Annotated in this window: 23 protein-coding genes and 1 pseudogene; 14 read left to right on the top strand and 10 right to left on the bottom strand. The window is 70.2% G+C overall.

Going from position 1 to position 23,276, the window contains the following annotated elements; translation table 11 throughout:
* Nucleotides 1-285 precede the first annotated feature (285 nt).
* From CFW40_RS23460 to CFW40_RS23450, 3 genes are all read left to right on the top strand, one after another.
* Entirely contained in the window at nt 286-1,035 is a 750-nt protein-coding gene (locus CFW40_RS23460) for a PIG-L deacetylase family protein (protein ID WP_088799736.1), read from the top strand.
* Nucleotides 1,036-1,350: 315 nt separating this feature from the next.
* Nucleotides 1,351-2,100 carry a carbonic anhydrase gene (locus tag CFW40_RS23455; RefSeq protein WP_176956403.1) on the top strand — a complete coding sequence of 250 codons (750 nt, stop codon included), beginning with the start codon at nt 1,351-1,353 and terminating at the stop codon, nt 2,098-2,100.
* Nucleotides 2,101-2,172: 72 nt separating this feature from the next.
* Nucleotides 2,173-2,754, top strand: a complete 582-nt coding sequence (locus CFW40_RS23450; protein ID WP_088799735.1) for a Uma2 family endonuclease — start codon at nt 2,173-2,175, stop codon at nt 2,752-2,754.
* A gap of 235 nt (nt 2,755-2,989) precedes the next feature.
* On the opposite strand, the gene ychF is transcribed toward CFW40_RS23450, so the two are convergent.
* Nucleotides 2,990-4,078, bottom strand: a complete 1,089-nt coding sequence (gene ychF / locus CFW40_RS23445) for a redox-regulated ATPase YchF (protein WP_088799734.1) — start codon at nt 4,076-4,078, stop codon at nt 2,990-2,992.
* A gap of 349 nt (nt 4,079-4,427) precedes the next feature.
* On the opposite strand from ychF, the pseudogene CFW40_RS38740 reads away from it, so the two are divergent.
* Nucleotides 4,428-4,946, top strand: a pseudogene (locus CFW40_RS38740) (DUF6542 domain-containing protein); the annotation flags it as partial.
* Between the two features lie 61 nt (nt 4,947-5,007).
* Here the strand turns inward: CFW40_RS38740 and ppgK are convergent.
* Both ppgK and CFW40_RS23430 read right to left on the bottom strand, forming a co-directional pair.
* Nucleotides 5,008-5,901: a polyphosphate--glucose phosphotransferase gene (gene ppgK, locus CFW40_RS23435; protein ID WP_088799733.1), complete on the bottom strand. Its 894-nt coding sequence runs from the start codon at nt 5,899-5,901 to the stop codon at nt 5,008-5,010.
* 84 nt (nt 5,902-5,985) lie between these two features.
* A complete protein-coding gene (locus CFW40_RS23430; protein ID WP_088799732.1) occupies nt 5,986-7,017 on the bottom strand; it encodes a 4-hydroxy-3-methylbut-2-enyl diphosphate reductase in 1,032 nt (343 codons plus the stop codon).
* Between the two features lie 83 nt (nt 7,018-7,100).
* Here CFW40_RS23430 and CFW40_RS23425 point away from each other — a divergent pair, with 83 nt between their 5' ends.
* The 4 genes from CFW40_RS23425 (at nt 7,101) to CFW40_RS23410 (ending at nt 11,388) form a co-directional block, all read left to right on the top strand.
* Entirely contained in the window at nt 7,101-8,681 is a 1,581-nt protein-coding gene (locus CFW40_RS23425; protein ID WP_088799731.1) for an APC family permease, read from the top strand.
* Between the two features lie 243 nt (nt 8,682-8,924).
* Nucleotides 8,925-10,160 (top strand): exodeoxyribonuclease VII large subunit, encoded by a 1,236-nt coding sequence (gene xseA / locus CFW40_RS23420; RefSeq protein WP_088799730.1) that lies wholly within the window; start codon nt 8,925-8,927, stop codon nt 10,158-10,160.
* A 29-nt stretch (nt 10,161-10,189) separates the two neighbouring features.
* Nucleotides 10,190-10,495 (top strand): exodeoxyribonuclease VII small subunit, encoded by a 306-nt coding sequence (locus CFW40_RS23415; RefSeq protein ID WP_088799729.1) that lies wholly within the window; start codon nt 10,190-10,192, stop codon nt 10,493-10,495.
* Between the two features lie 299 nt (nt 10,496-10,794).
* Nucleotides 10,795-11,388 carry a malonic semialdehyde reductase gene (locus tag CFW40_RS23410; RefSeq protein ID WP_088799728.1) on the top strand — a complete coding sequence of 198 codons (594 nt, stop codon included), beginning with the start codon at nt 10,795-10,797 and terminating at the stop codon, nt 11,386-11,388.
* A 148-nt stretch (nt 11,389-11,536) separates the two neighbouring features.
* On the opposite strand, the gene CFW40_RS23405 is transcribed toward CFW40_RS23410, so the two are convergent.
* Nucleotides 11,537-12,073, bottom strand: coding sequence for a DUF4245 domain-containing protein (locus CFW40_RS23405; RefSeq protein ID WP_088799727.1), 537 nt, complete (start codon nt 12,071-12,073; stop codon nt 11,537-11,539).
* A gap of 236 nt (nt 12,074-12,309) precedes the next feature.
* Between CFW40_RS23405 and glpX the strand changes: the two genes are divergently transcribed.
* Nucleotides 12,310-13,341, top strand: coding sequence for a class II fructose-bisphosphatase (glpX, locus tag CFW40_RS23400; protein WP_088799726.1), 1,032 nt, complete (start codon nt 12,310-12,312; stop codon nt 13,339-13,341).
* Nucleotides 13,342-13,488: 147 nt separating this feature from the next.
* Here the strand turns inward: glpX and CFW40_RS23395 are convergent, their stop codons facing one another.
* Nucleotides 13,489-13,848, bottom strand: coding sequence for a WhiB family transcriptional regulator (locus CFW40_RS23395; protein ID WP_088799725.1), 360 nt, complete (start codon nt 13,846-13,848; stop codon nt 13,489-13,491).
* Nucleotides 13,849-14,154: 306 nt separating this feature from the next.
* Complete coding sequence (locus CFW40_RS23390) at nt 14,155-15,051, bottom strand: DUF1707 domain-containing protein (RefSeq protein WP_256331318.1); 897 nt, start codon at nt 15,049-15,051, stop codon at nt 14,155-14,157.
* 167 nt (nt 15,052-15,218) lie between these two features.
* On the opposite strand from CFW40_RS23390, the gene CFW40_RS23385 reads away from it, so the two are divergent.
* The 5 genes from CFW40_RS23385 to CFW40_RS23360 all read left to right on the top strand — a co-directional run bounded on the left by CFW40_RS23385 (nt 15,219) and on the right by CFW40_RS23360 (nt 19,266).
* Entirely contained in the window at nt 15,219-16,892 is a 1,674-nt protein-coding gene (locus CFW40_RS23385) for a fumarate hydratase (RefSeq protein WP_088799724.1), read from the top strand.
* A 244-nt stretch (nt 16,893-17,136) separates the two neighbouring features.
* On the top strand, nt 17,137-17,346 hold the full coding sequence (locus CFW40_RS38265; protein WP_088799723.1) for a hypothetical protein: 210 nt from the start codon (nt 17,137-17,139) through the stop codon (nt 17,344-17,346).
* On the top strand, nt 17,330-17,845 hold the full coding sequence (locus tag CFW40_RS23375; protein WP_088799722.1) for a DUF6879 family protein: 516 nt from the start codon (nt 17,330-17,332) through the stop codon (nt 17,843-17,845). The genes CFW40_RS38265 and CFW40_RS23375 overlap by 17 nt, the downstream gene beginning before the upstream one ends.
* Nucleotides 17,842-18,675, top strand: a complete 834-nt coding sequence (locus CFW40_RS23370) for a helix-turn-helix transcriptional regulator (protein WP_088799721.1) — start codon at nt 17,842-17,844, stop codon at nt 18,673-18,675. The genes CFW40_RS23375 and CFW40_RS23370 overlap by 4 nt, the downstream gene beginning before the upstream one ends.
* 405 nt (nt 18,676-19,080) lie before the next feature.
* Nucleotides 19,081-19,266 carry a hypothetical protein gene (locus CFW40_RS23360; protein ID WP_088799720.1) on the top strand — a complete coding sequence of 62 codons (186 nt, stop codon included), beginning with the start codon at nt 19,081-19,083 and terminating at the stop codon, nt 19,264-19,266.
* Between the two features lie 215 nt (nt 19,267-19,481).
* Here CFW40_RS23360 and CFW40_RS23355 read toward each other — a convergent pair whose 3' ends face one another.
* From CFW40_RS23355 to CFW40_RS23335, 4 genes are all read right to left on the bottom strand, one after another.
* Complete coding sequence (locus tag CFW40_RS23355; protein ID WP_088799719.1) at nt 19,482-20,123, bottom strand: TetR/AcrR family transcriptional regulator; 642 nt, start codon at nt 20,121-20,123, stop codon at nt 19,482-19,484.
* Nucleotides 20,120-20,800, bottom strand: a complete 681-nt coding sequence (locus tag CFW40_RS23350) for a DUF4166 domain-containing protein (RefSeq protein WP_088799718.1) — start codon at nt 20,798-20,800, stop codon at nt 20,120-20,122. The genes CFW40_RS23355 and CFW40_RS23350 overlap by 4 nt, the downstream gene beginning before the upstream one ends.
* Nucleotides 20,797-21,522, bottom strand: a complete 726-nt coding sequence (locus tag CFW40_RS23345; RefSeq protein WP_088799717.1) for a hypothetical protein — start codon at nt 21,520-21,522, stop codon at nt 20,797-20,799. Before CFW40_RS23345 ends, CFW40_RS23350 begins: the two co-directional genes overlap by 4 nt.
* A 1,014-nt stretch (nt 21,523-22,536) precedes the next feature.
* Nucleotides 22,537-23,034 carry a hypothetical protein gene (locus CFW40_RS23335; protein WP_088799715.1) on the bottom strand — a complete coding sequence of 166 codons (498 nt, stop codon included), beginning with the start codon at nt 23,032-23,034 and terminating at the stop codon, nt 22,537-22,539.
* Nucleotides 23,035-23,276: the final 242 nt, after the last annotated feature.

Below are 23,276 nucleotides of genomic sequence, written 5' to 3'. Positions count from 1 at the left end.
CGCGCCACCCCACCCTTACTTTCCACCCGGTGGCCGTCGCCCATGCGTGTCACGATCGAAAAGGAAGCACGGCTGGGCCGGAGCGGGCAGCGCGGGCGAGGGAGGGACGAGACGCCCGAACGGCGCACGGATCGCACGGCGCCCGGATCGCATGGCAGGCCGCGGTCGTCAGACACAACAAACCCAGCAGACCCAGCAGACCCAGCAGACCCAGCAGCCAAAAGACGGCACAGCCCCGGCAACGGAACGCGGGACGCGGTATCAGGACGGGAAGGAAGGGACCCCATGCCCGCCGAACCCCAGCTCTCCGCCATGCCCAAGGACTGGCAGCGGGCCCTCGCCATCGTCGCGCACCCCGACGACCTCGAATATGGCGCCGCGGCCGCCATCGCCGAATGGACCGCCGCGGGGCGCGAGGTCAGCTACCTCCTGGTCACCCGCGGTGAGGCCGGCATCGACGGACTCGCCCCCGGGGAGGCCGCCGCGGTCCGCGAGACCGAGCAGCGGGCCGGCGCCGCAGTGGTCGGCGTCCACACCGTCGAATTCCTCGACCACCACCACGACGGCGTCATCGAGCCCGGCCTGGCGCTGCGCCGCGATCTGTCCGCGGCCGTCCGGCGCCACCGCCCCGAGCTGCTGCTCACCCTCAACCACCACGACACCTGGGGCGGCGGCCACTGGAACAGCCCGGACCACCGGGTCGTCGGCCGCGCCGTCCTCGACGCCGCGGGCGACGCCGGCAACCGCTGGATCTTCCCCGAACTCGCCGGCGCGAAGGGCCTGGCGCCCTGGAACGGCGTCCGCTGGGTGGCCGTGGCGGGCTCCCCGCACCCCACGCACGCCGCGGAGGTCGGCCCCGGCATCGACCGCGCGGTCGACTCGCTGGCGGCGCACGGGGCGTACATCAACGGCCTGCGCGGCGCCGAACAGGATCCGCGCGCATACGCCCGCACTTTCATCGAGCAGATGCTGCGCACCGGCGGCGAGCGCTACCGGGGCCGCCCCACCACGCTCTTCCAGCTCTTTCCGCGCTGAGCGCCCGCGTGAGCGCCCGCCTGAGCGCCCGCCAAAGGCTCTCCCGGCGCCTGCCCTCCTTCCTCCCCCACGAAGCGGCTTCCGGGGGACGCGCGCTCAGTCATCGCCGCCTCCTCCTGACGCCGGGAGGACGGGCTCCTGACGCCGGGGGTACGGGGCGAGGCCCATCGCCCACGGAACCGCGCTTGCTGTGGGCCGTCGGTGGCAAAGTGGCCCGCGCCCGCTTGCGCCTGCGGTCGGGTGCCGCCCCCGCGCTGGACAATCGCCCTGGTCAACACGTACGGACGCATCTCAGCGAACTGAGGGGAACGGCCCATGGACGGAGCGGGACATCCGGATCGCAGAGCACTGCTCGCCGGCGGCGTTGCGGCCGCCACCGTCGCGCTGGCGGGCTGCGCCACGACCAGCGCCGCCCCGACCAGCGCCGCCCCCTTGGCGGCCGGCTCTCCGTCGCCGGCACGGCCGACCACGCCCGAAGCGGCATTCCGGAGACTCATGGACGGCAATGAGCGCTGGGTGAGCGGAGACCTTCAGCATCCCGACCGCGACCCGAACCGGCGCCAGTTCGTGGCCGAGAAGCAGAAGCCGTTCGGCTCGGTCCTCTCGTGCATCGACTCCCGGGTCCCGCCCGAGCTCCTCTTCGACACCGGCCTGGGTGACCTCTACGTGATGCGCACCGGCGGGGAGGCCGTCGACCCGGTCGTCACCGGCTCCGTGGAGTACGGCCCCATGACGAGCGGCACCCCCCTCATCGTGGTCCTCGGACACCAGCGCTGCGGCGCCGTCGAGGCGTCCTACAAGTCCTTCCGCGACGGCAAGCCCCTGCCCGGCAACCTGCAGGCGATCGCCAGGGCCCTGCGGCCGGCGTACGAGCAGACCGTCCACGAGGGCGGCGGCGACCCCGTCGACACCATGGCCCGCGCCCAGGTCAAGCTGACCGCCGCCAACCTGCGCTCCAACCAGGACCTGGCCCCGCTGGTGGCCAAGGGCAGCCTCGCCGTGGTGGGCGCCTACTACTCGCTCGACAGCGGCAAGGTGGAAGTCCTGTCCGGCGCACCTTCCTGACCGAAGCGGCGGGCCCGCTCCGACGTTGATGATCTCGTGGCCCCGGTCTCGCCGAGTCGCTACGGTTGAGCCATGACCGCACTGCCCGACTGGATGCGCCCGCCGCGCGCGGAAGGCTGGTTCGCGGAGGACCTGGACCGCCTCCCCGAGGCGCCCCGCCATACCGAGCTCATCGACGGAGCGCTCGTCTTCGCGATGTCGCCACAGCGGTGGTGGCACGGCCACCTCGTCACCATGCTCACTGTCGCCCTGATGGAGCAGGCACCTGCCGGTGTTCGAGTCGGCCGAGAGATGACAATCAAGCTCGACCAACGCAATCGGCCCGAGCCGGATCTACTGGTGACGACCGCCGACTACGAAGGTGACCGCACCTGGTTCGCGCCGGAAGAAGTGCAACTCGTTGTCGAGGTCGTCTCCCCTGAATCCGCCCACCGCGTCCGGACCGTCAAGCTCCGCAAGTACGCCGAGGCCGGCATCCGGCACTACTGGTGCATCGAGGACGAGGACACCGTCCCTGCCGTACACGTCTACGAGCTCGACGAGCCGACCCGCTCCTACGCGCCGGCCGGGATTTTCCGCCACACGCTGCAGCGGTCCCTGCCGTTCGAGATCAACCTCGATCTGGACAAGCTCGCACCGGGCCGGTCCGGCTGAGAGGCCCCAGGTCAGCACCGGAAGAAGGCAAAAGGGCCAGCTCCCGCTCCTCGCCTGCACGGGGCCTCACCGGCACCAACACGATCCCAGCACGGCTGGGATGAACAGGGATGATGCCAGGTGACGAAGGGTCAGCCATCCCAGCACGGGAAAGAACAGGGGCCCGACCCCAGCGAGTCGGACCCCTTCTGGCCTGAGCGTTTGCCAGGTCGCTACATCGGTGCCCCGGAGGCCGTCACACGTTGAACCGGAACTCCACCACATCCCCGTCCTGCATCACATACTCCTTGCCCTCCATGCGGGCCTTGCCCGCGGCGCGGGCGTCGGCGACCGAGCCGGTTTCCACCAGGTCGGCGAAGGAGATGATCTCGGCCTTGATGAAGCCCTTCTGGAAGTCGGTGTGGATGACTCCGGCGGCCTCGGGGGCGGTGGCGCCCTTCTTGATGGTCCAGGCCCGGGTTTCCTTGGGGCCGGCCGTCAGGTAGGTCTGCAGGCCGAGGGTGTTGAAGCCGACGTGGGCGAGGGTGGCCAGGCCCGGCTCTTCCTGGCCGACGGACTGGAGGAGTTCCAGGGCCTCGTCCTCGTCCAGCTCGGCGAGGTCGGCCTCCAGCTTGGCGTTCAGGAAGATCGCCTCGGCGGGGGCGACCAGGGCGCGCTGCTCGTTCTTGAAGTCCTCGTCGGTCAGCTCGTCCTCGTCGACGTTGAAGACGTAGAGGAAGGGCTTGGTGGTGAGGAGGTGAAGGTCGTGCAGGAGCTCTTCGTTGCCGGAGCCCTGGACGATTCCGGCGGAGAACAGCGTGTCGCCCTTCTCCAGGATCGCCTTGGCCTCCTCGACCGCCTTGACCTTCGGGACCACGTCCTTCTTGATGCGCGACTCCTTCTGGAGACGCGGCAGCACCTTCTCGATGGTCTGCAGGTCGGCGAGGATCAGCTCGGTGTTGATGGTCTCGATGTCGTCCTTGGGCGAGACCTTGCCGTCGACGTGGACGACGTTCTCGTCCTTGAAGGCGCGGATGACCTGGCAGATCGCATCGGACTCGCGGATGTTCGCGAGGAACTTGTTCCCCAGGCCCTCGCCCTCGGAGGCGCCGCGGACGATGCCCGCGATGTCCACGAAGTCGACGGTGGCGGGGAGGATCTTCTGGGAGGCGAAGATCTCGGCCAGCTTGGCCAGCCGCGGGTCGGGGACACCGACGACGCCGACGTTCGGCTCGATGGTGGCGAACGGGTAGTTGGCCGCCAGCACGTCGTTCTTGGTCAGGGCGTTGAACATGGTCGACTTGCCGACATTCGGCAGACCGACGATTCCGATCGTGAGCGACACGTGGCGACTCGACTTCCGAGCGAGAGGTGGTGGGGTGGGCACGGCCCCGGGAGGGCCGATCCACCAGTCTACGGGGCGGCCGGGGCCGAGCCGCCGCCACCGGGACCGGCCGCACCCCGCCCCACCCCGGCCCCGGAGCGAATCAGTCCGAACCTCGGCCCAAAGCGCGTGTCCCGCAACCGGTTAATCCCACTTAGCGGCCTACCGTTGACGAGTGGAGCAACACGAAGCGCGCACCCCCCAGCACAGCCCGCCGCGGTCCGCACATCCGCCCGCGGGCCAGGACGCCCGGCTCCCGCGCCCCGCGGAGGCCGTGGCCCCCGACCCCGACGACGACTTCCTCACCGCGATGCGGGCCTCCGGGTTCGCGGCCGTACCGGCGTCCGCACCCGCGCTCGCTCGGTCCGCGGGGCGCGGTCCCGCACCGGCCGGCCCCCTCCGCGCGCCCGCCCGGGTGCCCGGGGCGGCGGCTTCGGGACGCACCGCGGCCCCACCGGAGGGCACGGAGTCCGCGACCGTCTACCGGGCGCGCCCCCAGAGCCCCCTGCCGTCCCCGCCGCCCGCCCTGCGCCGCCGGATGCCGGCGGCCAAGCTCACCGGACTCGGCTGCTGGCTGCTGGCGACGCTGGCGCTGCTGGCCTTCGCCTTCCTGGACCGGCTGCTGCTCGGCGGGGCACCGGGCCCGTACGGCGTCTGCTACGTGCTGGTCGGGATCGCCGCGGCGCTCTGGGTCAGGCCGTTCGACCTGGTCATCGCGCCGGTCACGCTGCCGATCGCGTTCACGCTCGGTGCGCTGCCGCTGCAACACGGCGCGGGCGGGTTCGACGGACTGCTGATGGGCGTCTTCACCGTCCTCGCGCTGAACGCCGGCTGGCTCTACGCCGGCACGCTGATCAGCGCGCTGCTCGCGATCGTCCGCCGGGTGCTGATCATTGCCCGGCGTCGGGCCAGCCGACCGGCGAGTCGACCGCGGAGCGCACCGCGCGGTCCGCAGGACCGGCCGACGGGGCGGGCGCCCGAGAGGGAGCGGCCGCGGCCGGGGAACCGTCCGCGGCAGGTGGCTCGCCAGCCCGAGCGGCGTACGCAGCCATCGCGGCACCCACAATCCCCGCATTGTTCTGAAGCTGAGCCGGCACGATCTCCGCGCTGACGCCCTCGATCAGCGGCAGGAACTTCTCCGCCTTGCGGCTCACCCCGCCGCCGATCACGAACAGCTCGGGTGAGAACAGCATCTCCACATGGGCGAGGTACTTCTGCACTCGGTGCGCCCAGTGCTGCCAGCTCAGTTCCTCGTCCTCCTTGGCCTTGGTGGAGGCCCGCTTCTCGGCGTCATGGCCGTGCAGCTCCAGGTGGCCGAGCTCGGAGTTGGGCACCAGGCGGCCGTCGGTGAAGAGGGCGCTGCCGATGCCCGTGCCGAGGGTGAGCACGATGACCGTGCCGGTGCGGCCGCGGCCGGCGCCGAAGCGCATTTCGGCCAGGCCGGCCGCGTCAGCGTCGTTGAGCACCGTGACGGGGCTGCCGCCGGCCTCGCCGCCGAGCCGCGTGGTGAGCAGCGCGGCCGCGTCGAGCCCGATCCAGCCCTTGTCGACATTGGCGGCGGTACGGGTCGTCCCGTCGGTGACCACACCGGGGAAGGTCGCGCCGACCGGCCCCGTCCACCCGAAGTGGTCCACGACCTCTTTGACGCCGGCCGCGACCGCATCCGGGGTGGCCGGATGCGGGGTCAGCACCTTGTGGCGCTCCTCCGCGAGCTCGCCGCGCTCCAGATCCACCGGGGCACCTTTGATGCCCGATCCGCCGATGTCCACACCGAAGACCTTCATGGGAAAAGGCTAGGTGTCGGCGGGGCCGCCCGCCCCCGGGATGCACCGACCGGTGGCCGGGGCGGCGCGGCGAACGCGGCGGGCTCAGTCCTCGGTTGCCGCCTTGGCCTCGGCGCGCAGGTCCCGGCGGAGCTCCTTGGGCAACGAGAAGTGGATGGACTCCTCGGCGGCCGTGATGGTCTCCACGTCCTCGTAGCCGCGCTGGGCGAGCCAGTCCAGGACGCCGTGGACGAGCACGTCGGGGACGGAGGCGCCGGAGGTGACACCGACCGTGCCGACGCCCTCCAGCCAGGCCTCGTCGATCTCCTCGGCGTAGTCGACCAGATGGGCATCGCGGGCGCCCGCGCCCAGCGCCACCTCGACCAGGCGCACGGAGTTCGAGGAGTTCTTGGAGCCGACGACGATGACGAGGTCGGCCTGGGCGCCCATCTGCTTCACCGCGATCTGGCGGTTCTGGGTCGCGTAGCAGATGTCGTCGCTGGGCGGCGAGAGGAGGTTGGGGTAGCGGCCCTTGAGGGCGTCCACCGTCTCCATGGTCTCGTCGACCGAGAGGGTGGTCTGGGAGAGCCAGACGACCTTCTCCGGGTCGCGGACCTCGACATTGGCGACGTCCTCGGGGCCGTCGACCAGCGTGATGTGCTCGGGGGCCTCACCGCTGGTGCCGATGACCTCTTCGTGGCCCTCGTGGCCGATCAGGAGGATGTCGTAGTCCTCCTTGGCGTAGCGGACGGCTTCCTTGTGGACCTTGGTGACCAGCGGGCAGGTGGCGTCGATGGTGGCGAGCTTGCCGCGCTTGGCCTCTTCGTGGACGACGGGCGCCACGCCGTGCGCGGAGAAGATGACGATGTTGCCCTCGGGCACCTCCTCCGTCTCGTCGACGAAGATGGCGCCCTTCTTCTCCAGGGTCTTCACGACGTACTTGTTGTGGACGATCTCGTGGCGTACGTAAACGGGGGCGCCGTACTGCTCGAGGGCCTTCTCGACAGCGATCACGGCGCGGTCCACGCCCGCACAGTAGCCACGGGGAGCGGCGAGCAGGACCTTGCGACGGTCGCTGCGGCGCGAAGCGTCTTCGCCCGGGGTGGTGGCGGGCGTCGGGCTGGGCGAGGAAGTCATGCGTCCCATCGTAAAGGCGTGGCCCCGCCCCGGAAGATCACGCCGTTGTCCGAGACTGGGGCGGCACGGAGCGAGGAGGCAGGATGCCGGGCACGAGCGGCGGCACGGGCGGCGCGGGGCCCGGCGGCGGAGCGGGCACCGCGGCCGGCGGGGACGGGGGCTCCGGCGCCCTTGGTGCGCTGCGGCGGACGCTGACGTTCCGGGATCTGGTCGTCTACGGGCTGCTGTTCATCGCCCCGATGGCGCCGGTCGGGATCTTCGGCACGCTGCAGGCCACCTCGCACGGTGCGGTCACCGCCGTCTACCTGGTCGCGACGGTCGCGATGGCGTTCACCGCCTACTCGTACGCCCAGATGGTGCGGGTCGCCCCGCAGGCCGGTTCGGTCTATACGTACGCCCGGGTGGGTCTGGGCGAGGGTGCGGGGTTCGTCGCCGGGTGGATGGCGATGCTGGACTATCTGCTGATTCCGGCGGTCGCGTACCTGTTCTCCGGGATCGCGCTGCATGCGCTGGTGCCGTCCGTGCACCAGTGGGTGTGGACGGCGCTGGCGGTGGCCGTGACCACGCTGCTGAATCTGTGGGGCGTGCGGACGGCGGCCCGGGTGGGGTTCGCGGTGCTGGCGATGGAGATCGTGGTGCTCGCGGTGTTCGTGGTGTCGGCGGTCGCCGAACTGGTCGCGCACGGGACGCAGCGGGGCTGGGCCGAGCCGCTGACCGGCGAGGGCGGGTTCTCGGTGCGGGCGGTGCTGGCCGCGGTGTCGGTGGCGGTGCTGTCGTATCTGGGGTTCGACGCGATCGCGTCGTTCGCGGAGGAGGCCGGGGGCCGGGTGGCGCCTGCCGGGACGGGCGGGGGCCGGGTGTCTGCCGGGACCGCCTGGGGCCGGGCGCCTGCCGGGACGGCCGGGGCCGGGGATGTCGACGGGGACGGGGTGGCCGGCGGGGACGGGGTGGCCGAGGGACCGGGCCGGGTGACCGGCGGGCCGGACCGGGTGGCGCGGGCTGTGCTGGCCTGTCTGGCGGTGGCCGGTGTGCTGTTCGCGGCGCAGACGTATCTGGCGGCGTTGCTGATGCCGGTGAGCGCGGCGGAGCTGGCGGCCCGGCCGGGCGAGCAGGGCGGCGCCTTCTACGCCACGGTCGACGCGTCGGTGGGCCGCTGGCTGCACGACCTGGTGGCGGTGAGCAAAGCCATCGGCGCGGCGTTCGCGGCGCTGGCGGGACAGGCGGCGGCCGGCCGGCTGCTGTTCGCGATGGCCAGGGACCGGCGGCTGCCCGGGGCGATGTCGAAGGTGGACACGGGCAGCGGGGTACCGCGCAGGGCGCTGCTGGGCGCGGCGCTGGTGTCGCTGGTGGCGGCGGTGTGGGCGGCCCGCAGGGACGACGGGCTCGACCAGCTGTCCTCGGTCGTGAACGTGGGGGCGCTGACCGCGTTCGGGCTGCTGCACGCGTCGGTGACCGGCTGGTTCTGGATCCGCCGGGCGGGCGGGACGCCGAGCGTGCTGCGGCATCTGGTGGTGCCGTTGCTTGGGCTGGCGGTGGTGGTCGCGGTGATCGCCGAGGCCTCGGCCGCCGCGCGGGCCGTGGGCGGGGCCTGGCTGGTGGTGGGGCTGGTGGTGCTGGCAGTGCGGTACCGGGGGTGGGTAGGCGGGGGTGGGGTGCGGGGGTGAGGGGTTGCGGTGGGGGCGGGGTGCGGGCCGGCCGGGGGTGCGGGCAGGGCGCGGGCCCCGTACGGGCAGGCGGCTACGGGCCAACGGGTGCGGGCCGACGGGTGGGGGCCGACGGGTGGGGGCCGACGGGTGCGGACGGCCCCTCCGCGGCAGGCGGTCCCGTCACCGGAGGGGTCCGCCCGCCGGGTCATCCACCGCGCGAGCGCGCCGCCACTGTCAGTGCCCGCCGCTAGTCTCGCTCGTATGGCTGTTTCTACGTCCCCGGAAACGCCGATCCCGGTCGGCGAGGTGTCCCGGCTCATCGGCGGTTGGATCGACCGGCTCGGCGCGGTGTGGGTCGAGGGGCAGATCACCCAGCTCTCGCGGCGCCCCGGCGCGGGAGTGGTCTTTCTGACGCTGCGTGACCCGTCGTACGACATCTCGGTGAGCGTGACGTGCTACCGCCAGGTCTTCGACAAGGTCGCCGACGTGGTGAGCGAGGGCGCCCGGGTGGTGGTGCACGCCAAGCCCGAGTGGTACGCCCCGCGTGGCCAGCTGTCGCTGCGGGCCGCCGAGATCAAGCCGGTCGGAGTCGGTGAACTCCTCGCCCGGCTGGAGCAGTTGAAGAAGTCGCTGGCGGCGGAGGGGCTGTTCGCCGCGGCCCGCAAGAAGCCGCTGCCGTTCCTGCCGCAGCTGATCGGGCTGGTCTGCGGCCGGGCGAGCGCCGCCGAGCGGGACGTCCTGGAGAACGCCCGGCACCGCTGGCCGGCCGTCCGTTTCGCGGTGCGCAATGTGCCGGTCCAGGGGGTGCATGCGGTCCCGCAGGTGGTCGCGGCGGTCCAGGAGCTGGACGCGCTGCCCGAGGTGGACGTGATCATCGTCGCGCGGGGCGGCGGCAGCGTGGAGGACCTGCTGCCGTTCTCCGACGAACAGCTCGTCCGGGCCGTGAGCGCGGCCGTGACACCCGTCGTCTCGGCGATCGGGCACGAGCCGGACACCCCGCTGCTGGACCTGGTCGCCGATCTGCGTGCCTCGACGCCGACGGACGCGGCGAAGAAGGTGGTGCCGGACGTGGGCGAGGAGCTGGCCCGGGTCCAGCAGCTGCGGGAGCGGGCGCTGCGCGCCGTCGACGGCTTTCTGCAGCGGGAGGAGCGGGGGCTCGCGGCGGCGCTGCAGCGGCCGTGCATACAGCGGCCGCAGCGGATGGTCGAGGACCGCGAAGAGCAGGTCACGGCGCTGCTGGAGCGCGGCCGGCGGACTTTGGGGCATCTGCTGGACCGTGCCGACTCGGAGCTGACGCACACCCTGGCCCGGGTGGTCGCGCTCTCCCCCAAGGCGACGCTGGAACGCGGCTATGCGGTGCTCCAGAAACCGGACGGCACGGCGGTGCGCTCACCGGACGAGGTCGGCGCGGACGAGGCGCTGCGGGCCCGGGTGGCCGAGGGCGAGTTCAGGGTGCGGGTGGACGGCGTCCCGGGCGCGGTCACACCCCCCGAATAGTGCAAAGGCAGACTCTTAGGGTGGGAGACATGGCGAAGGCGAAGACGGATGGCGCGGCGGACGCGGAGCAGGGTGCGGCGGCCGGCGCGGCGGCCCCGGTGGAGTCGGTGGAGTCGGTGGACTCCACGCTGGGCTATGAGCAGGCGCGGGACGAGCTGATCGAGGTCGTCCGCAGCCTGGAGGCGGGCGGCACGACGCTGGAGGAGTCGCTTGCGCTGTGGGAGCGCGGCGAGGCACTGGCGAAGGTCTGCCGACGCTGGCTGGACGGCGCACGGGCGCGGCTGGACGCGGCGCTGGCCCAGTCGCCGGAGGGGCCGGAGGCGGAGCGCGCGTAGCGGCGGAGCGCGCGTAGCGGCGGAGCGCGCGTAGCGGCGGAGCGCGCGTAGCGGCGGAGCGCGCGTAGCGGCGGAGCGCGCCGGGGGCAGGCCCTGGCCGCCCCTCCCCTCCCGTCACAAAGACCGCAACGACGACGAGGCAAATCCCTGTGAACCGCCTCACAGCACCCGCGATTTAGTTGAAACTTAATCTATCTGCACTACAGTGGTTTCCCGTAAGACCCCTGTAGTGCGTGCATGATCACTAATGTCTGCAGTGCCACAGAACCTGAACCCAGCTCACTCACCGAGGTGCCTTTATGTCTCTCGCCCTTGACGCCGCCGCTCAGGACCTCCTGTTCCGGGAGGCCCAGACCGCCAACACGTTCACGGACGAGCCGGTGACGGACGAGCAGGTCCAGGCCATCTACGACCTGGTGAAGTTCGGCCCGACCGCTTTCAACCAGTCGCCGCTGCGGATAACCCTGGTCCGCTCCCAGGAGGCCCGTGAGCGCCTGGTCAACCACGCCATGGGCGCCAACGGCCCGAAGACCCTCGGCGCGCCGCTGACCGCGATCCTCTCCGTGGACCTGGACTTCCACGAGAAGCTGCCGCACCTCTTCCCGCACGCCCCGGGCATCAAGGACACCTTCTTCTCCGAGGTCGCGCGCCGCGAGATCGCCGGGACCCAGAACGCCACCCTCCAGGCCGGTTACTTCATCGTCGGCATCCGCGCCGCCGGCCTGGCCGCCGGCCCGATGACCGGCTTCGACTTCACCGGCATCGACAAGGAGTTCTTCGGCGACGGCAAGCAGAAGTCGTTCCTCGTCATCAACATCGGCAAGCCGGGCACCGACGCGTTCTTCCCGCGCTCCCCGCGGCTGACCTTCGACGAGGCCGTCGCCACCGTCTGAGCAGACGCCGAGGATGATCCCCGCCCGCACCTGAGGACCCCCGCCCGCGCCACGCGCAGGGCGGCCCCCGCCCGCGCGACGCAGGAGGCCGCCGCACCCCTCCCGGGTGCGGCGGCCTCCTCGGTCTCCCGCTCGGCGTCCCCGCCGCTCAGCTCTTCTTCGCCACCAGCGCGGCGGCCAGGTCGGCGAGCCGCCCGTAGGGCGCGGTGCCGGTGACAACCGTGGTCACCCCGGGCTCCTCGCGGACCAGCGCGTTGTACTTGTCGCCCTTGTAGCGGTCCCACTTCTTGCTGCCGACGGCCTGCTTGCCCTCGGCCTTGGTCGCGCCGAGCGTGACCTCCTGTATGAACTTCCGCGGCACGGCATCGCTCTGCTCGACGGCCGCGTACTCCTGCTCCGGGTCGAGCATGCCCAGGTGCCAGGCACCGCCCTTGCCGTCCTCGTTCGCCTTGTACGAGACGGAGGTGGCACGCCAGGTCTTGGGCAGCCCCTCGGGCGCGGCGACCGGGTAGGGCGCCGCCCGCCGGGCCGTGATCAGTTCGACGCGGTAGTCGACCTTCTTGACCGCGTTCCTCGCCGCTTCCGCGCTCTCGTCGTGCGGGATGAAGAGATAGATCGCCCCGACGAGGATGCCGATCACCGCCAGTGACAGGACCATGTCCCGCACCGTTTGCCTGCCTCGCATACCTGCCACGCCCCTATGGTCCCCCATCCCCGCCGCGGCCCCGACAGGCCCCCCGGCAAAGCCCGTCACCCGTGCAAATACCCAGGTGACCGGCTCCCCCGCCGCTGCTCATGCGTAGGGCCCTCTGCTCATTTTGACGGCCTGGAGATACTGTGAACCTCCGGGGGAAACCCCCGCACCCCCGCACAGCCACCCTCATTCCTTCACGGCCGTCGCCGTTCAGAAAGGTGCGCTCGATGAGCGAGCATCATCTCCCGTCCCAACTCGAGGTCAGCCCCGAGGCGCCGGACCGCAACCTCGCCCTGGAACTCGTCCGGGTCACCGAGGCCGGCGCCATGGCATCGGGCCGCTGGGTGGGGCGAGGTGACAAGAACGGCGCGGACGGCGCGGCGGTGAAGGCCATGCGCGCCCTGATCCACACCGTCTCGATGAACGGCGTCGTGGTCATCGGAGAGGGCGAGAAGGACAACGCCCCGATGCTCTACAACGGCGAGCGCGTGGGTGACGGCACCGGCGCGGAGTGCGACGTGGCCGTGGACCCGGTGGACGGGACGACGCTGACCGCCAAGGGCATGGCGAACGCCGTGTCCGTGATGGCGGTGGCCGAGCGCGGCTCGATGTTCGACCCGTCCGCGGTCTTCTACATGGACAAGCTCGCCACGGGCCCGGAGGCGGCGGACTTCGTCGACATCACGGCGCCGGTGGCCGTGAACATCAAGCGCATCGCGAAGGCGAAGAAGTCCGCGGTCGAGGACGTCACCGTGGTCATCCTGGACCGGCCCCGTCACGACGGCCTGGTCAAGGAGGTCCGGGAGGCCGGGGCCCGGATCAAGTTCATCGCCGACGGCGATGTCGCCGGCGCGATCATGGCGGCCCGTGAGGGCACCGGCGTGGACCTGCTGCTCGGCATCGGCGGTACGCCCGAGGGCATCATCGCGGCCTGTGCGCTGAAGTGTCTGGGCGGCGCCTTCCAGGGCAAGCTGTGGCCCAAGGACGACGAGGAGCGGCAGCGGGCGCTGGATGCCGGGCACGACCTGGACAAGGTGCTGGAGATCGGCGACCTGGTCCGCGGCGACAACGTCTTCTTCGTCGCCACCGGCATCACCGACGGCGAACTGCTGCGCGGTGTGCGCTACCGCGCCGAGAACGCCTACACCCAGTCCCTGGTGATGCGCTCCAAGTCCGGCACCATCCGCCAGATCGATTCCCAGCACCGGCTGTCCAAGCTGCGTGCGTACAGCTCGGTGGACTTCGAGCGCCCCAGCTAGCGGATGGTGCGGCCGGCCCGTGCAACCGGCCCGCCGTCCCCACACTTCGCCCCCGCCGGAGCGTCTCCGGCGGGGGCGAAGTGGCCCATACGCCCTGGGGTGCGTCCTGCCTGGGGGCGTCCTATGGGCCGAAGCCTCGCGCGGCCGCTATCCGGCCGCCGGCATATGGGCGGCTCGCTGGAGCTCGGCCTCCCGGCGCCGCCGACGGGTCAGTACGACCCGGCGCTCGGCCGCGGTCAGACCGCCCCAGACGCCGTACGGCTCGGGCTGGAGCAGCGCATGCTCCCGGCATTCGACCATCACGGGACAGCGGGCGCAGACCCGCTTCGCGGCTTCTTCCCTGGCCAGCCGCGCGGCGGTCGGCTCCTTGGACGGGGCGAAGAACAGCCCGGCTTCGTCCCGGCGGCACACCGCCTCCGAATGCCAGGGGCCGGCCTCGTCGCGATCAGGCACTTGCTGGGACGGAACGACAGCGGCATCCTGCAGGGGCTGATGCGGTAGCAGCACGGTCTACTCCTGACGACGGCTTCGGCGCGAGAATCACCCTTGCCCGTCTCGCTGCGCACGGCCGATTTCCGCACCCCGCAGCCGTACGAGAGACGATGCACCAGCCCTACCCGCTGTACGCACGCTTATGCACACCGTGGCGATCGTGCGACAACGGGACAATCGCGGGTGGCGCCGCCTCCGAGCTGCCGCCAGGCCGCGTCCAACGGCTCACCCGCGCCTGGGCGGTGGCCGATCGCGCACGCTCTGCCCCCTCCCCCCGGCGGCCTCGCGCCCCCCCTTGTCCTCCCTTGTCCTCCCGTTCCCTTACCGGAACCGGTCCCGGCGCTCACGCCGTGCGGCGCGCAGCCGTTCCTGCCACTCCTGGCGGTCGTGGCGCAGTTGGTGGTGCCGTTCACGCCGCTCCTCGCGCAACTCGTGGCGCAGCGCCCGGTGGCCCTCCCACACCCGGTCGCGCAGATCTCGGATCCAGGCGCCACGCTTGGGTTTGGCCTCCACGCTGCCCAGTACGGCATAGCCGTTGACCAGGATCTGCGGGGCGTTGCCGTCCTCGGCATCATGGGTCTCGATCTCGAAGTTGCCGAGGATGCCGGAGCCGCTGCTGCGCAGGGTGATGTTCTCCGGGACCCGGATCTCCACGCTGCCGAAGACGGCCGTGACATTGATCTGGACCTGCTGCTGCGGGAAGACCGCCTCGGTCAGATCGATCTCGACGCTGCCGAAGAGCGCGAAGGCGTTGATCCGCGCGGGGGCCTGCCACCGGCCCTTGCGGACGGAGGCGCTGAAGATCGCGACGAGGTTCTGGTCCGGGACCGGGGCGCGGGGGCCGTGGACATACGCGTCCGGGCCCTGATGCCCGCGGCCGGCACCCGCCGCGGGCAGATCCCGTATGACGGGCTCCAGTTCACCCATGGTCTTGGCACGGTAGACCGTGTCGATCCGCTCGGCGTGCTCCTGCGGGTCCAGCCGGCCCTCGGCCAGCGCCTCGCGAAGGATCTCGGCGACCCGGTCGCGGTCGGCATCGGACGCCCGGATGTCCGCCTCGGCCACCGCGGACGGCGCGGACTGCCCGGAGTGCGCGGACGGCGGCTTGGTCATGTTCACCGGCTGCTTCACCGGCTGCCGCTCCCCCCGTTCGTCCTGCTTCTGAAGCGGTCCGGGCGGGTTCTCGGGGCCCGGTCGTCCCCCGTTGTCTGCATCCACGGGCTCAGCGTAGCGAAACGCGATAGATCGCGACCAGGGATCGGCGGAGACGGCTCTCCCGCCGACTGAGCCTGACCTCACAGCGGCGTCCGCAGCCCGGGGTTCTACGCTGTGGAGGCGCTGCCGTAGATGCCAGCCGGACCTCTCCGAGTAAGGAATGACCTTCGATGCCGGAATTCGCCTACACCGACCTTCTCCCCGTAGGTGAGGACACCACCCCGTACCGCCTCGTCACCGCGGAGGGCGTGAGCACCTTCGAGGCCGACGGGCGGACGTTCCTCAAGGTCGAGCCGGAGGCGCTGCGCAAGCTGGCCGCCGAGGCGATGCACGACATTTCGCACTACCTGCGCCCGGCCCACCTCGCCCAGCTCCGCAAGATCCTGGACGACCCCGAGGCCAGCGGCAACGACCGCTTCGTCGCGCTCGACCTGCTGAAGAACGCCAACATCGCCGCCGCGGGCGTCCTGCCCATGTGCCAGGACACCGGCACCGCGATCGTCATGGGCAAGCGCGGCCAGAACGTGCTGACCGAGGGCGGCGACGAGGCGGCCCTCTCCCGCGGCATCTACGACGCCTACACCCAGCTGAACCTGCGCTACTCGCAGATGGCCCCGCTGACGATGTGGGACGAGAAGAACACCGGCTCCAACCTCCCGGCCCAGATCGAGCTGTACGCGACCGACGGCGGCGCCTACAAGTTCCTCTTCATGGCCAAGGGCGGCGGCAGCGCCAACAAGTCCTTCCTCTTCCAGGAGACCAAGGCGGTCCTCAACGAGGCCTCCATGATGAAGTTCCTGGAGCAGAAGATCCGTTCGCTCGGTACGGCCGCCTGCCCGCCGTACCACCTCGCGATCGTCGTCGGCGGCACCTCGGCCGAGTACGCGATGAAGACCGCCAAGTACGCCTCCGCGCACTACCTCGACGAGCTGCCCTCAGAAGGCTCCCCCACCGGCCACGGCTTCCGTGACAAGGAGCTGGAGGAGAAGGTCTTCGAGCTGACGCAGAAGATCGGCATCGGCGCGCAGTTCGGCGGCAAGTACTTCTGCCACGACGTCCGCGTCGTCCGCCTGCCCCGCCACGGCGCGTCCTGCCCGGTCGCCATCGCCGTCTCCTGCTCCGCGGACCGCCAGGCCGTCGCGAAGATCACCGCCGAGGGCGTCTTCCTGGAGCAGCTGGAGACCGACCCGGCCCGCTTCCTCCCGGAGACGACGGAGGAGGAGCTGACCGAGGGCGCCGGCCCCGACCTCGACGCGGTCGCCATCGACCTCAACCGCCCCATGGACGACGTCCTGGCCGAGCTGACCAAGCACCCGGTCAAGACCCGCCTCTCCCTCACCGGCACCCTGGTCGTCGCCCGCGACATCGCCCACGCGAAGATCAAGGAGCGGCTGGACGCCGGCGACGAGATGCCGCAGTACCTCAAGGACCACCCGGTCTACTACGCGGGCCCGGCCAAGACGCCCGAGGGCTACGCCTCCGGCTCCTTCGGCCCGACCACGGCCGGCCGGATGGACGCCTACGTCGAGCAGTTCCAGGCGGCCGGCGGCTCCAAGGTCATGCTGGCCAAGGGCAACCGCTCCCAGCAGGTCACCGACGCCTGCGCCACGCACGGCGGCTTCTACCTCGGCTCCATCGGCGGCCCGGCCGCGCGCCTGGCCCAGGACTGCATCAAGAAGGTCGAGGTCCTGGAGTACGAGGAGCTGGGCATGGAGGCGGTCTGGAAGATCGAGGTCGAGAACTTCCCGGCCTTCATCGTCGTCGACGACAAGGGCAACGACTTCTTCCAGGACCCGGCACCGGCACCTACGTTCACGAGCATTCCGGTGCGGTCGGGGAGCTGACGCACCGCAGACCCCGAAGAGCCCCTGGCGTTTCGCCGGGGGCTTTTTGCCGTGCTTGTGCCACCTGCCCGCACGACCGCGCCCGAGATCCCATGAGGTGACGGACCGAGCCGCGCCGTCCGCTTCCGAGGCCCGGTTTATGCAAAGACGTGCATAGTCGCGAGAGCGCATGGACGCATGGGCATCACCCCTCGTAACGTCGTCATTACCGGCCCGACGGGGGCCGTGAAAGAGGGGGTTTCGCATGTCTGAGTGCGCTGGGCTCACCCGACTCACGGGCAACGGCAACGGGGAATGCGGGGCGGACGATTGCCCCAACGTCTACCGGACGGTGCGCGGATCGTTCGTGGTTCAGGGCCACCTGTTCAGCGGCTTCACTCCGGCCGAGGGTAAGAGCCTTGTAGAGATCCCGGAAGACGTACTGCGGGAGGCGATCCGTGTTCTTGGATGGTGATGAGTGGCGGGCGAAGTTTCGCGACTTCCGGATGGAGGCCTGGCGACTGGAGACCCTTCCCCGATATCTCGTACCGCAAGAGGCGGAAGAGATCGAAGAGTTCCGGGCAGGGAAACGAATCGATCCGGATACATTTTCCTGTGATTACACCGAACGCCTCAGAAAGCAGGGAAGCGAAGGACGGCGGCAGGGGCGCGTCCATGTAGTGACTCACCCTCTCTCCGAGTATCTGGATTTCGAGTTCTCTCGCTACTACAGGCCGCACGTCCGCGCCGGTGAGGACATCCGGATCCTTGATGTGACCGACCGGGAGAACCCACTTCCCGAAGTTCAGGACTTCTGGATGTTCGACCGGTCCACCGTCGTCCTCATGCACTACGAGCCGGATGGCACCCAGATCAGCCGTGAGGTGTACGAGGGAGACCCTGCCCCGTTCATCGAGTATCAGCGCATTGCGGTGGCCGCGTCCGTTCCGTTCCTGGAGTACGTGAAGGAGTGACGTTCGCGCCAGAGCAGTTGGAGCAGTCCACACAGCGCCTGGCTGCCAAACTGAAAGAGCTACGCAAAACAGCCGGTCTCTCAGGGGACCGGCTCGCTGCGCGTTGCAATATCTCCCAGTCCAAGGTAAGCCGCATCGAGAATGCAAAGGTACGCCCTTCACTCGTCGACATAGAGCAGATCCTCAAAGCGCTGGACGCCTCCCCCGAGGTGGTCGCAGAGGTTGCTCAGTTGGCCAGGATCGCCCATACGGAATGGCGGAATCTTCGGGAGCTGCGCCGTAAGGGGCTGGGGACGCGTCAGGCGGAGCTCAAAGCACTCGAATCTTCCTGTACCCATATGCGGTACTTCCTGCTTTCCATGATCACCGGACTGCTGGCCACCCCCGCATACGCACGAGCCAGCCTGGCCAACTCCCCCGTGGACACCAGCAAGGCAGTGGCCGGAAAGCTGGAAAGGCAAGCGATCCTCTACGACCAGTCGAAGCGATTCACGTTTCTGCTGACAGAACAGGCAGTCAGGTGGCCCGTGGTCCCTCCGCTCGCTTTGGCTGAGCAGATGGACCGGCTGGCCTCCCTCACTCACTTGCCCAACATCCGCATCGGCGTGATACCTGTCGGCACCCCTACAGAAACCACGCCTTTGAACACCTTCACGATCTATGACTCATCGCTGGCCACCGTTGAAACCATGACCGGGAGCCTCGTTCTTCGTGATGGGCGAGACATCAAAAGCTATCTGAACGATTTCACGCACTATGAGAAGTGCGCACTGTTCGGAGATCAAGTGCGGGAAAAGCTCGCCGATTGGGCGGCGGTATGCCGTTCATGATCTTTAGTCGAGTACGCGACTGAACGACGCACCGGCAGAAACCCCGTTGGACCGTTTGTTGTTACCGAGCAAACGAACCAGGGAGGCAATCAGCAATGAGTGACGCGAAGACGACGATGGGGCGGCCCGTTTACCTGTCGGTCCCTTCTGACGTTCCCGAACCGGCCGAAGGGTGCGATGTCTGTGCCGCGCTGGTGAGGCAACGTGCAGAGGCACGAGCCTGCGGCGACTTCTCTGCGGTGTCTGATCGCAATGTGGAGCTGGCGGCACATCCGCACCGCAAGGACGCCGGTCGGAAGAGTTCATGAGCCCAGGCCAACGGCGCATGAGGAATCCCCTGCGGCCCACGGGCCATGCCGGCGGCAGAACCGCGGCATGGCCCCGTACGAAAGAGGAGGTGGGCAGATGAGCGCTGCCGCCGTCGACACATACGAGACGCGCACGGCCGACCCGGAAGGATGGCGTGGAGTCCCCTTCCGGCACCCCCGCGACCTGGTGACCGGCGAGGACGACGGAGGGAAGCACGACGCGGGGCCGATGCCGCCGGAGGCTCCGCGCGATCCTGCCCCGCAGGGCGGCGACGGGAAGTAGGTACCAGTACCTGACCTCCCCTGGGTGAGCCACCGGGGGCGCTACAGGAGTTGCCGCAGCCCTGACCTGGATCGGCCCGCCGCCCCGCTCCTCCCCTCCCCCAGCCGCCCCGTCCATCTGCACCCCCGTGGCAGACGGACGGGGCCCTCGTTGCGGCAGTGGGAACCCCCGGCCGTTCCCTCGGCCCCCGGAGCCGCGAAGAGGGCCTACCCCGCCTACCCCCGCCGGGCCGTACTGCGCCGAAGACGGGCGCGTACGGCCCGCTGGGCGACCGGTCCCAGGTCCTCCAGCACGCCGACCAGCCCGGACAGTTGCTCCAGTGCGTCCAGGGCGGCGAGCGCCCCGTCCGGGTCCACGCCCTCGTACAGTTCCAGGCCGACGAAGCCCGCGGCGAGCGCCCGGGAGAGGCCGGCGACGTCCACGAAGGCGGCGATCGGCGTCCCGGCCAGTACCCGGGCCAGCACCGTTTCGATCTCCTCGATCCACGAGGCGAGTCCGGCGGCGGTCGCGGGGGCGAGGCGGGGCTGGGTCTGGGCACCGGCCAGGAGCTGGGCCAGAACGGCGACATGACCGGCGGCACGCTCCTCGGCATGCAGTTCCCGGCCCAGCTCCAGGAATTCGGCGAGGCTGCCGACCCGGGCGAAGCGTTCGCGGTAGTGCGCGACGCGCTGCTCCGCGCCGTACCGGCAGGCGGCGGCGAGGAGTTCGTCGACGCTGCCGAAGTGGTAGAAGACCAGGGCCTGGTTGACGCCTGCGGCGGTGGCGATGGTGCGGGCCGAGGTCTTGGCGAGGCCCTGTTCGGTGAGCGTCCGCAGCGCACCGGCGAGCAGTTTCGTACGGGTGTCGTCGGCGCTCACGCCCGGGCCTCCTCGCGCACCGGCCGCAGCCCGGCGCGCACCCCGCGCTCGGCGGCGTTCACGAACTCGGCGGTGAAGGACCCCTCGTAGCCGAAGAGCGGGCCGAACCGCCGGTTGCCGACCCGCACCTGGATCCGGAAGCGCCCGGCCGCCTCGTCGTACGACTCCCGCACCACGGCGTCGCCCCCGATCAGGTCCGGCACCCGGACGTCGACCGGCCCCTCCCGGAAACGGTGCGCGCCGGAGCGGACGATCAGGGCCCCGCTGTCGTCCACGGTGAAGTGCAGGTCGGTGGCGAGGTGCTGGTGGGTGCCGAGGTAGTCGACGACACAGCCGCGCTCGGGGCTGAAGACCATGGTGGCGTCGAAGCGGCGGGGGCGGCGGGGGAAGGCGAAGGTCCGTACGAAGGTGACGGTTTCGCGGCCGAAGGAGTCCGTGTACGGGACGTTCTCGATGACGAAGGGGACGTCCCGGCCGGCCTGCGGGACGAGGATGTTGCGGCTGCCGCCGAGGGCCAGGAACGGCCGGACGAAGCTGCGGCCGTGCCAGATGCGGTCCATCGTGCCCCGCCCGATGCACGCCTCACCGCTGTCCAGCCCGACGGAGAAACGCCGCTGGACGCGGGGGTGGAGCCGGTCGAAGTCGGCGCCCAGGACACGTTGGAATATCGAGGTCATGACTGCTCCAGGGTGGCGAGGAGGGCGGTCGGGGCGGCAGCGCTCTCGCTGCGTCCGGCTGCCCGCTCCGGAGGGCGGCGCAGACAGCGGCGGGCCGCGGGGGTGGTGGGCAGGGGCGGCAGCAGCAGCGCGGCGGCCGCCACGGCGAGTACGGTCGCGAGCGCGGCGACGGGGGCCACGACCGCGGTGGCGACGACGGCGGCGATACGGAGGATCAGCTCGGCGAGGGCGTGGCACAGCGAACGCCCGGGGGTGATCCCGCGTTCGCACCACAGCCGCAGCCGGTCGAAGGACCAGGCGGTCGCCCAGCCCATGAGCGGCCGGAAGAGGAGCCGGTCGACGACTCGTCCGAAACGACCCCAGCGCGGCCGGTAGTCGTATCCGGTGAGGAACCGCAGCGCGTCGCCGTCCGGGACGTACCGCCAGTACCCGCGGCCCTCCTCGATAAGCGACAGCGGGTGCGCGGAGGAGAAACGGAGGGCGGAAGTCCGGGTGCCGTCGGGCCGGTTCCGCTCACCGGCCGAGACGCCGGTGCCGTCGACCGTGAGCAGCGGCAGGACGCGGGTGGCGTAGCGGAAGCGCTGCGGCTCTCCCGGCGCGCGCGGCAGGTAGTCGATCTCGCTGAACCTCAGGTCCCAGCGCTGGTGCTGGTCCGGCACCTGGCTGCGGTCCCATACGTCGTCGATCCCGGCGCGGATCCGCGCCTCCACGTACAGCCCCATGCGGCCTCCCCCATCCCACGCGTTCCACGAGTTCCACGAGTTTGAGCGACTGCTCAAAACGCAGGGTAGGGCGTTTTGAGCAGTCGCTCAAGGCGGTGTGAGTGGTCGTACGGGGGCCCGTCGCGTCTCGCGGACGCCCGATAGGCCGTCAGCAGGGCGACGCGAGCGAGGCGGACGAGGCGGACGAGGCCTGTGCCGATCACGGCCTACGGATTGCCGCCGCGCGAAACCGCTGGAGAGGGGCCCGCGGGAGGGATTCCGAGAAAGCTTGTGCTCGGCCTTATCCGGAGGAGCGGCCTTGATGGCGGCTCAGAACTCCCGGTGAACTGTGTGATGCTTTCCAGCCATCGGCTTTCCGACGGAAGACCTGGATGAGCCGGTGCCGGGCGGGAACGTGATTTCCTGGCGAACGTCACCCATCGGGCGCCTCTCGCCGAAGAGAATCAGCCGGCCGATTACGGCGAAGGCTGGGGAAACGCAGCTCTCGGGGGAGCAGGCGCGGCACAGCGAAGAAAGAGGGAAGAGGGAAGAGCCAGGAGTTGCGCTACGGACGCCGCAGAGGCTGCGGCAAGAATCCAGGAAGAAGCGAGGAAGGCTAAAGCCGCCCTTCCCGTTGCTGCCATATCCGCAAGCAAGGATGACCCCGTCCCCCGCCGTAGAGGCAAGAGGGGGTTCTTACGACGGTAACGCGTATCGGCGGTAACGCGTATCGGCGGTTAGACGTATCGACGGTTAGACGCTTCGACATCCCCGATGGCACCAAGGCGGGTTCGCGGAGTACGCGAAGTGCGCGGAACGTCAAGCGAAGGCCGGATCGACCTTATTGCGCATTCCCGCGCGAGCGAAGGTAGCGCCACCCGAAGTAGAGCACCCCCAGCGCTCCTCCGACCGCGCCGACCCCACACATCACGGTCGCCCATGGGGCCGTCACCTGCGTGAACCACAGCAAGCTCACTACGGCCAGGGCCATGGAGAGCAAGCACCGCTCCCCATGGCCCGGACCGCGGCGGCCGGTCAGTCCCGGATATTGCCGCACTTGTACGTGACGCCCTTCATTTTGATGTCCCGGTACCCCACGAAGGAGGCGAAGTCGGTGCCGCCACCGCCGCCGCCACCCTCCTTCCGGCAAGAATAGCCAAGCGCCTCGAGCTTCCCGAGATCACTCTTCGCCTGGTAGTTCTTGTAGGACTTGATCATGGCTGCTCGCTTTTGCGCGGGCGTGGCTTCCTTCGCCTTCGTGTACGCATAACACCCGACGCTGGCACCGATGCCTACCCACGAAGCTCCCTTGGCCAGCGCCTTGGAAAGGCCTGCCGCGCCACTGCCGATCCCCAGAACTGCGCAGATTTCATCGGCTCCAGCAGCGTGAACCTGCGCTTCCGCTGCCGACCGCGCGACGACTGCACCCCCTTCGCCTTCCCCCGAAGCCGCACTTGCGGTCTGCGCGCTGATGCCACACATTGCGCCGGTCATGGCGAAGGCGATCGCGGTCGAGATCCCCTTGCTTCGCATACTCACGAAGTCAATCCCCCAATAACACTCTGAAGTGTGTTGATCTTTATGGGAAGGACGCTACCAGCGTGGCTATATGCGCGCAATGAGTTCACTGGAAATAAGGATTCCTTAACGAGGACGACTCCATGGAATCGGATGAATTTCGCGTAATTTTACGTATCGCGCATACCCGGCGTCCCGGCCCTGGGCAGACATAAGACGTTCGGGGGTGGTTTGGGCCGATCCCGCCGGCCGCGCCC

The organism is Streptomyces sp. 2114.4 (genome assembly GCF_900187385.1).
GTDB classification, from domain to species: domain Bacteria; phylum Actinomycetota; class Actinomycetes; order Streptomycetales; family Streptomycetaceae; genus Streptomyces; species Streptomyces mooreae.
Note: the sequence above shows the minus strand (reverse complement) of the source record. Positions and strands in the feature narration are given on the sequence as shown.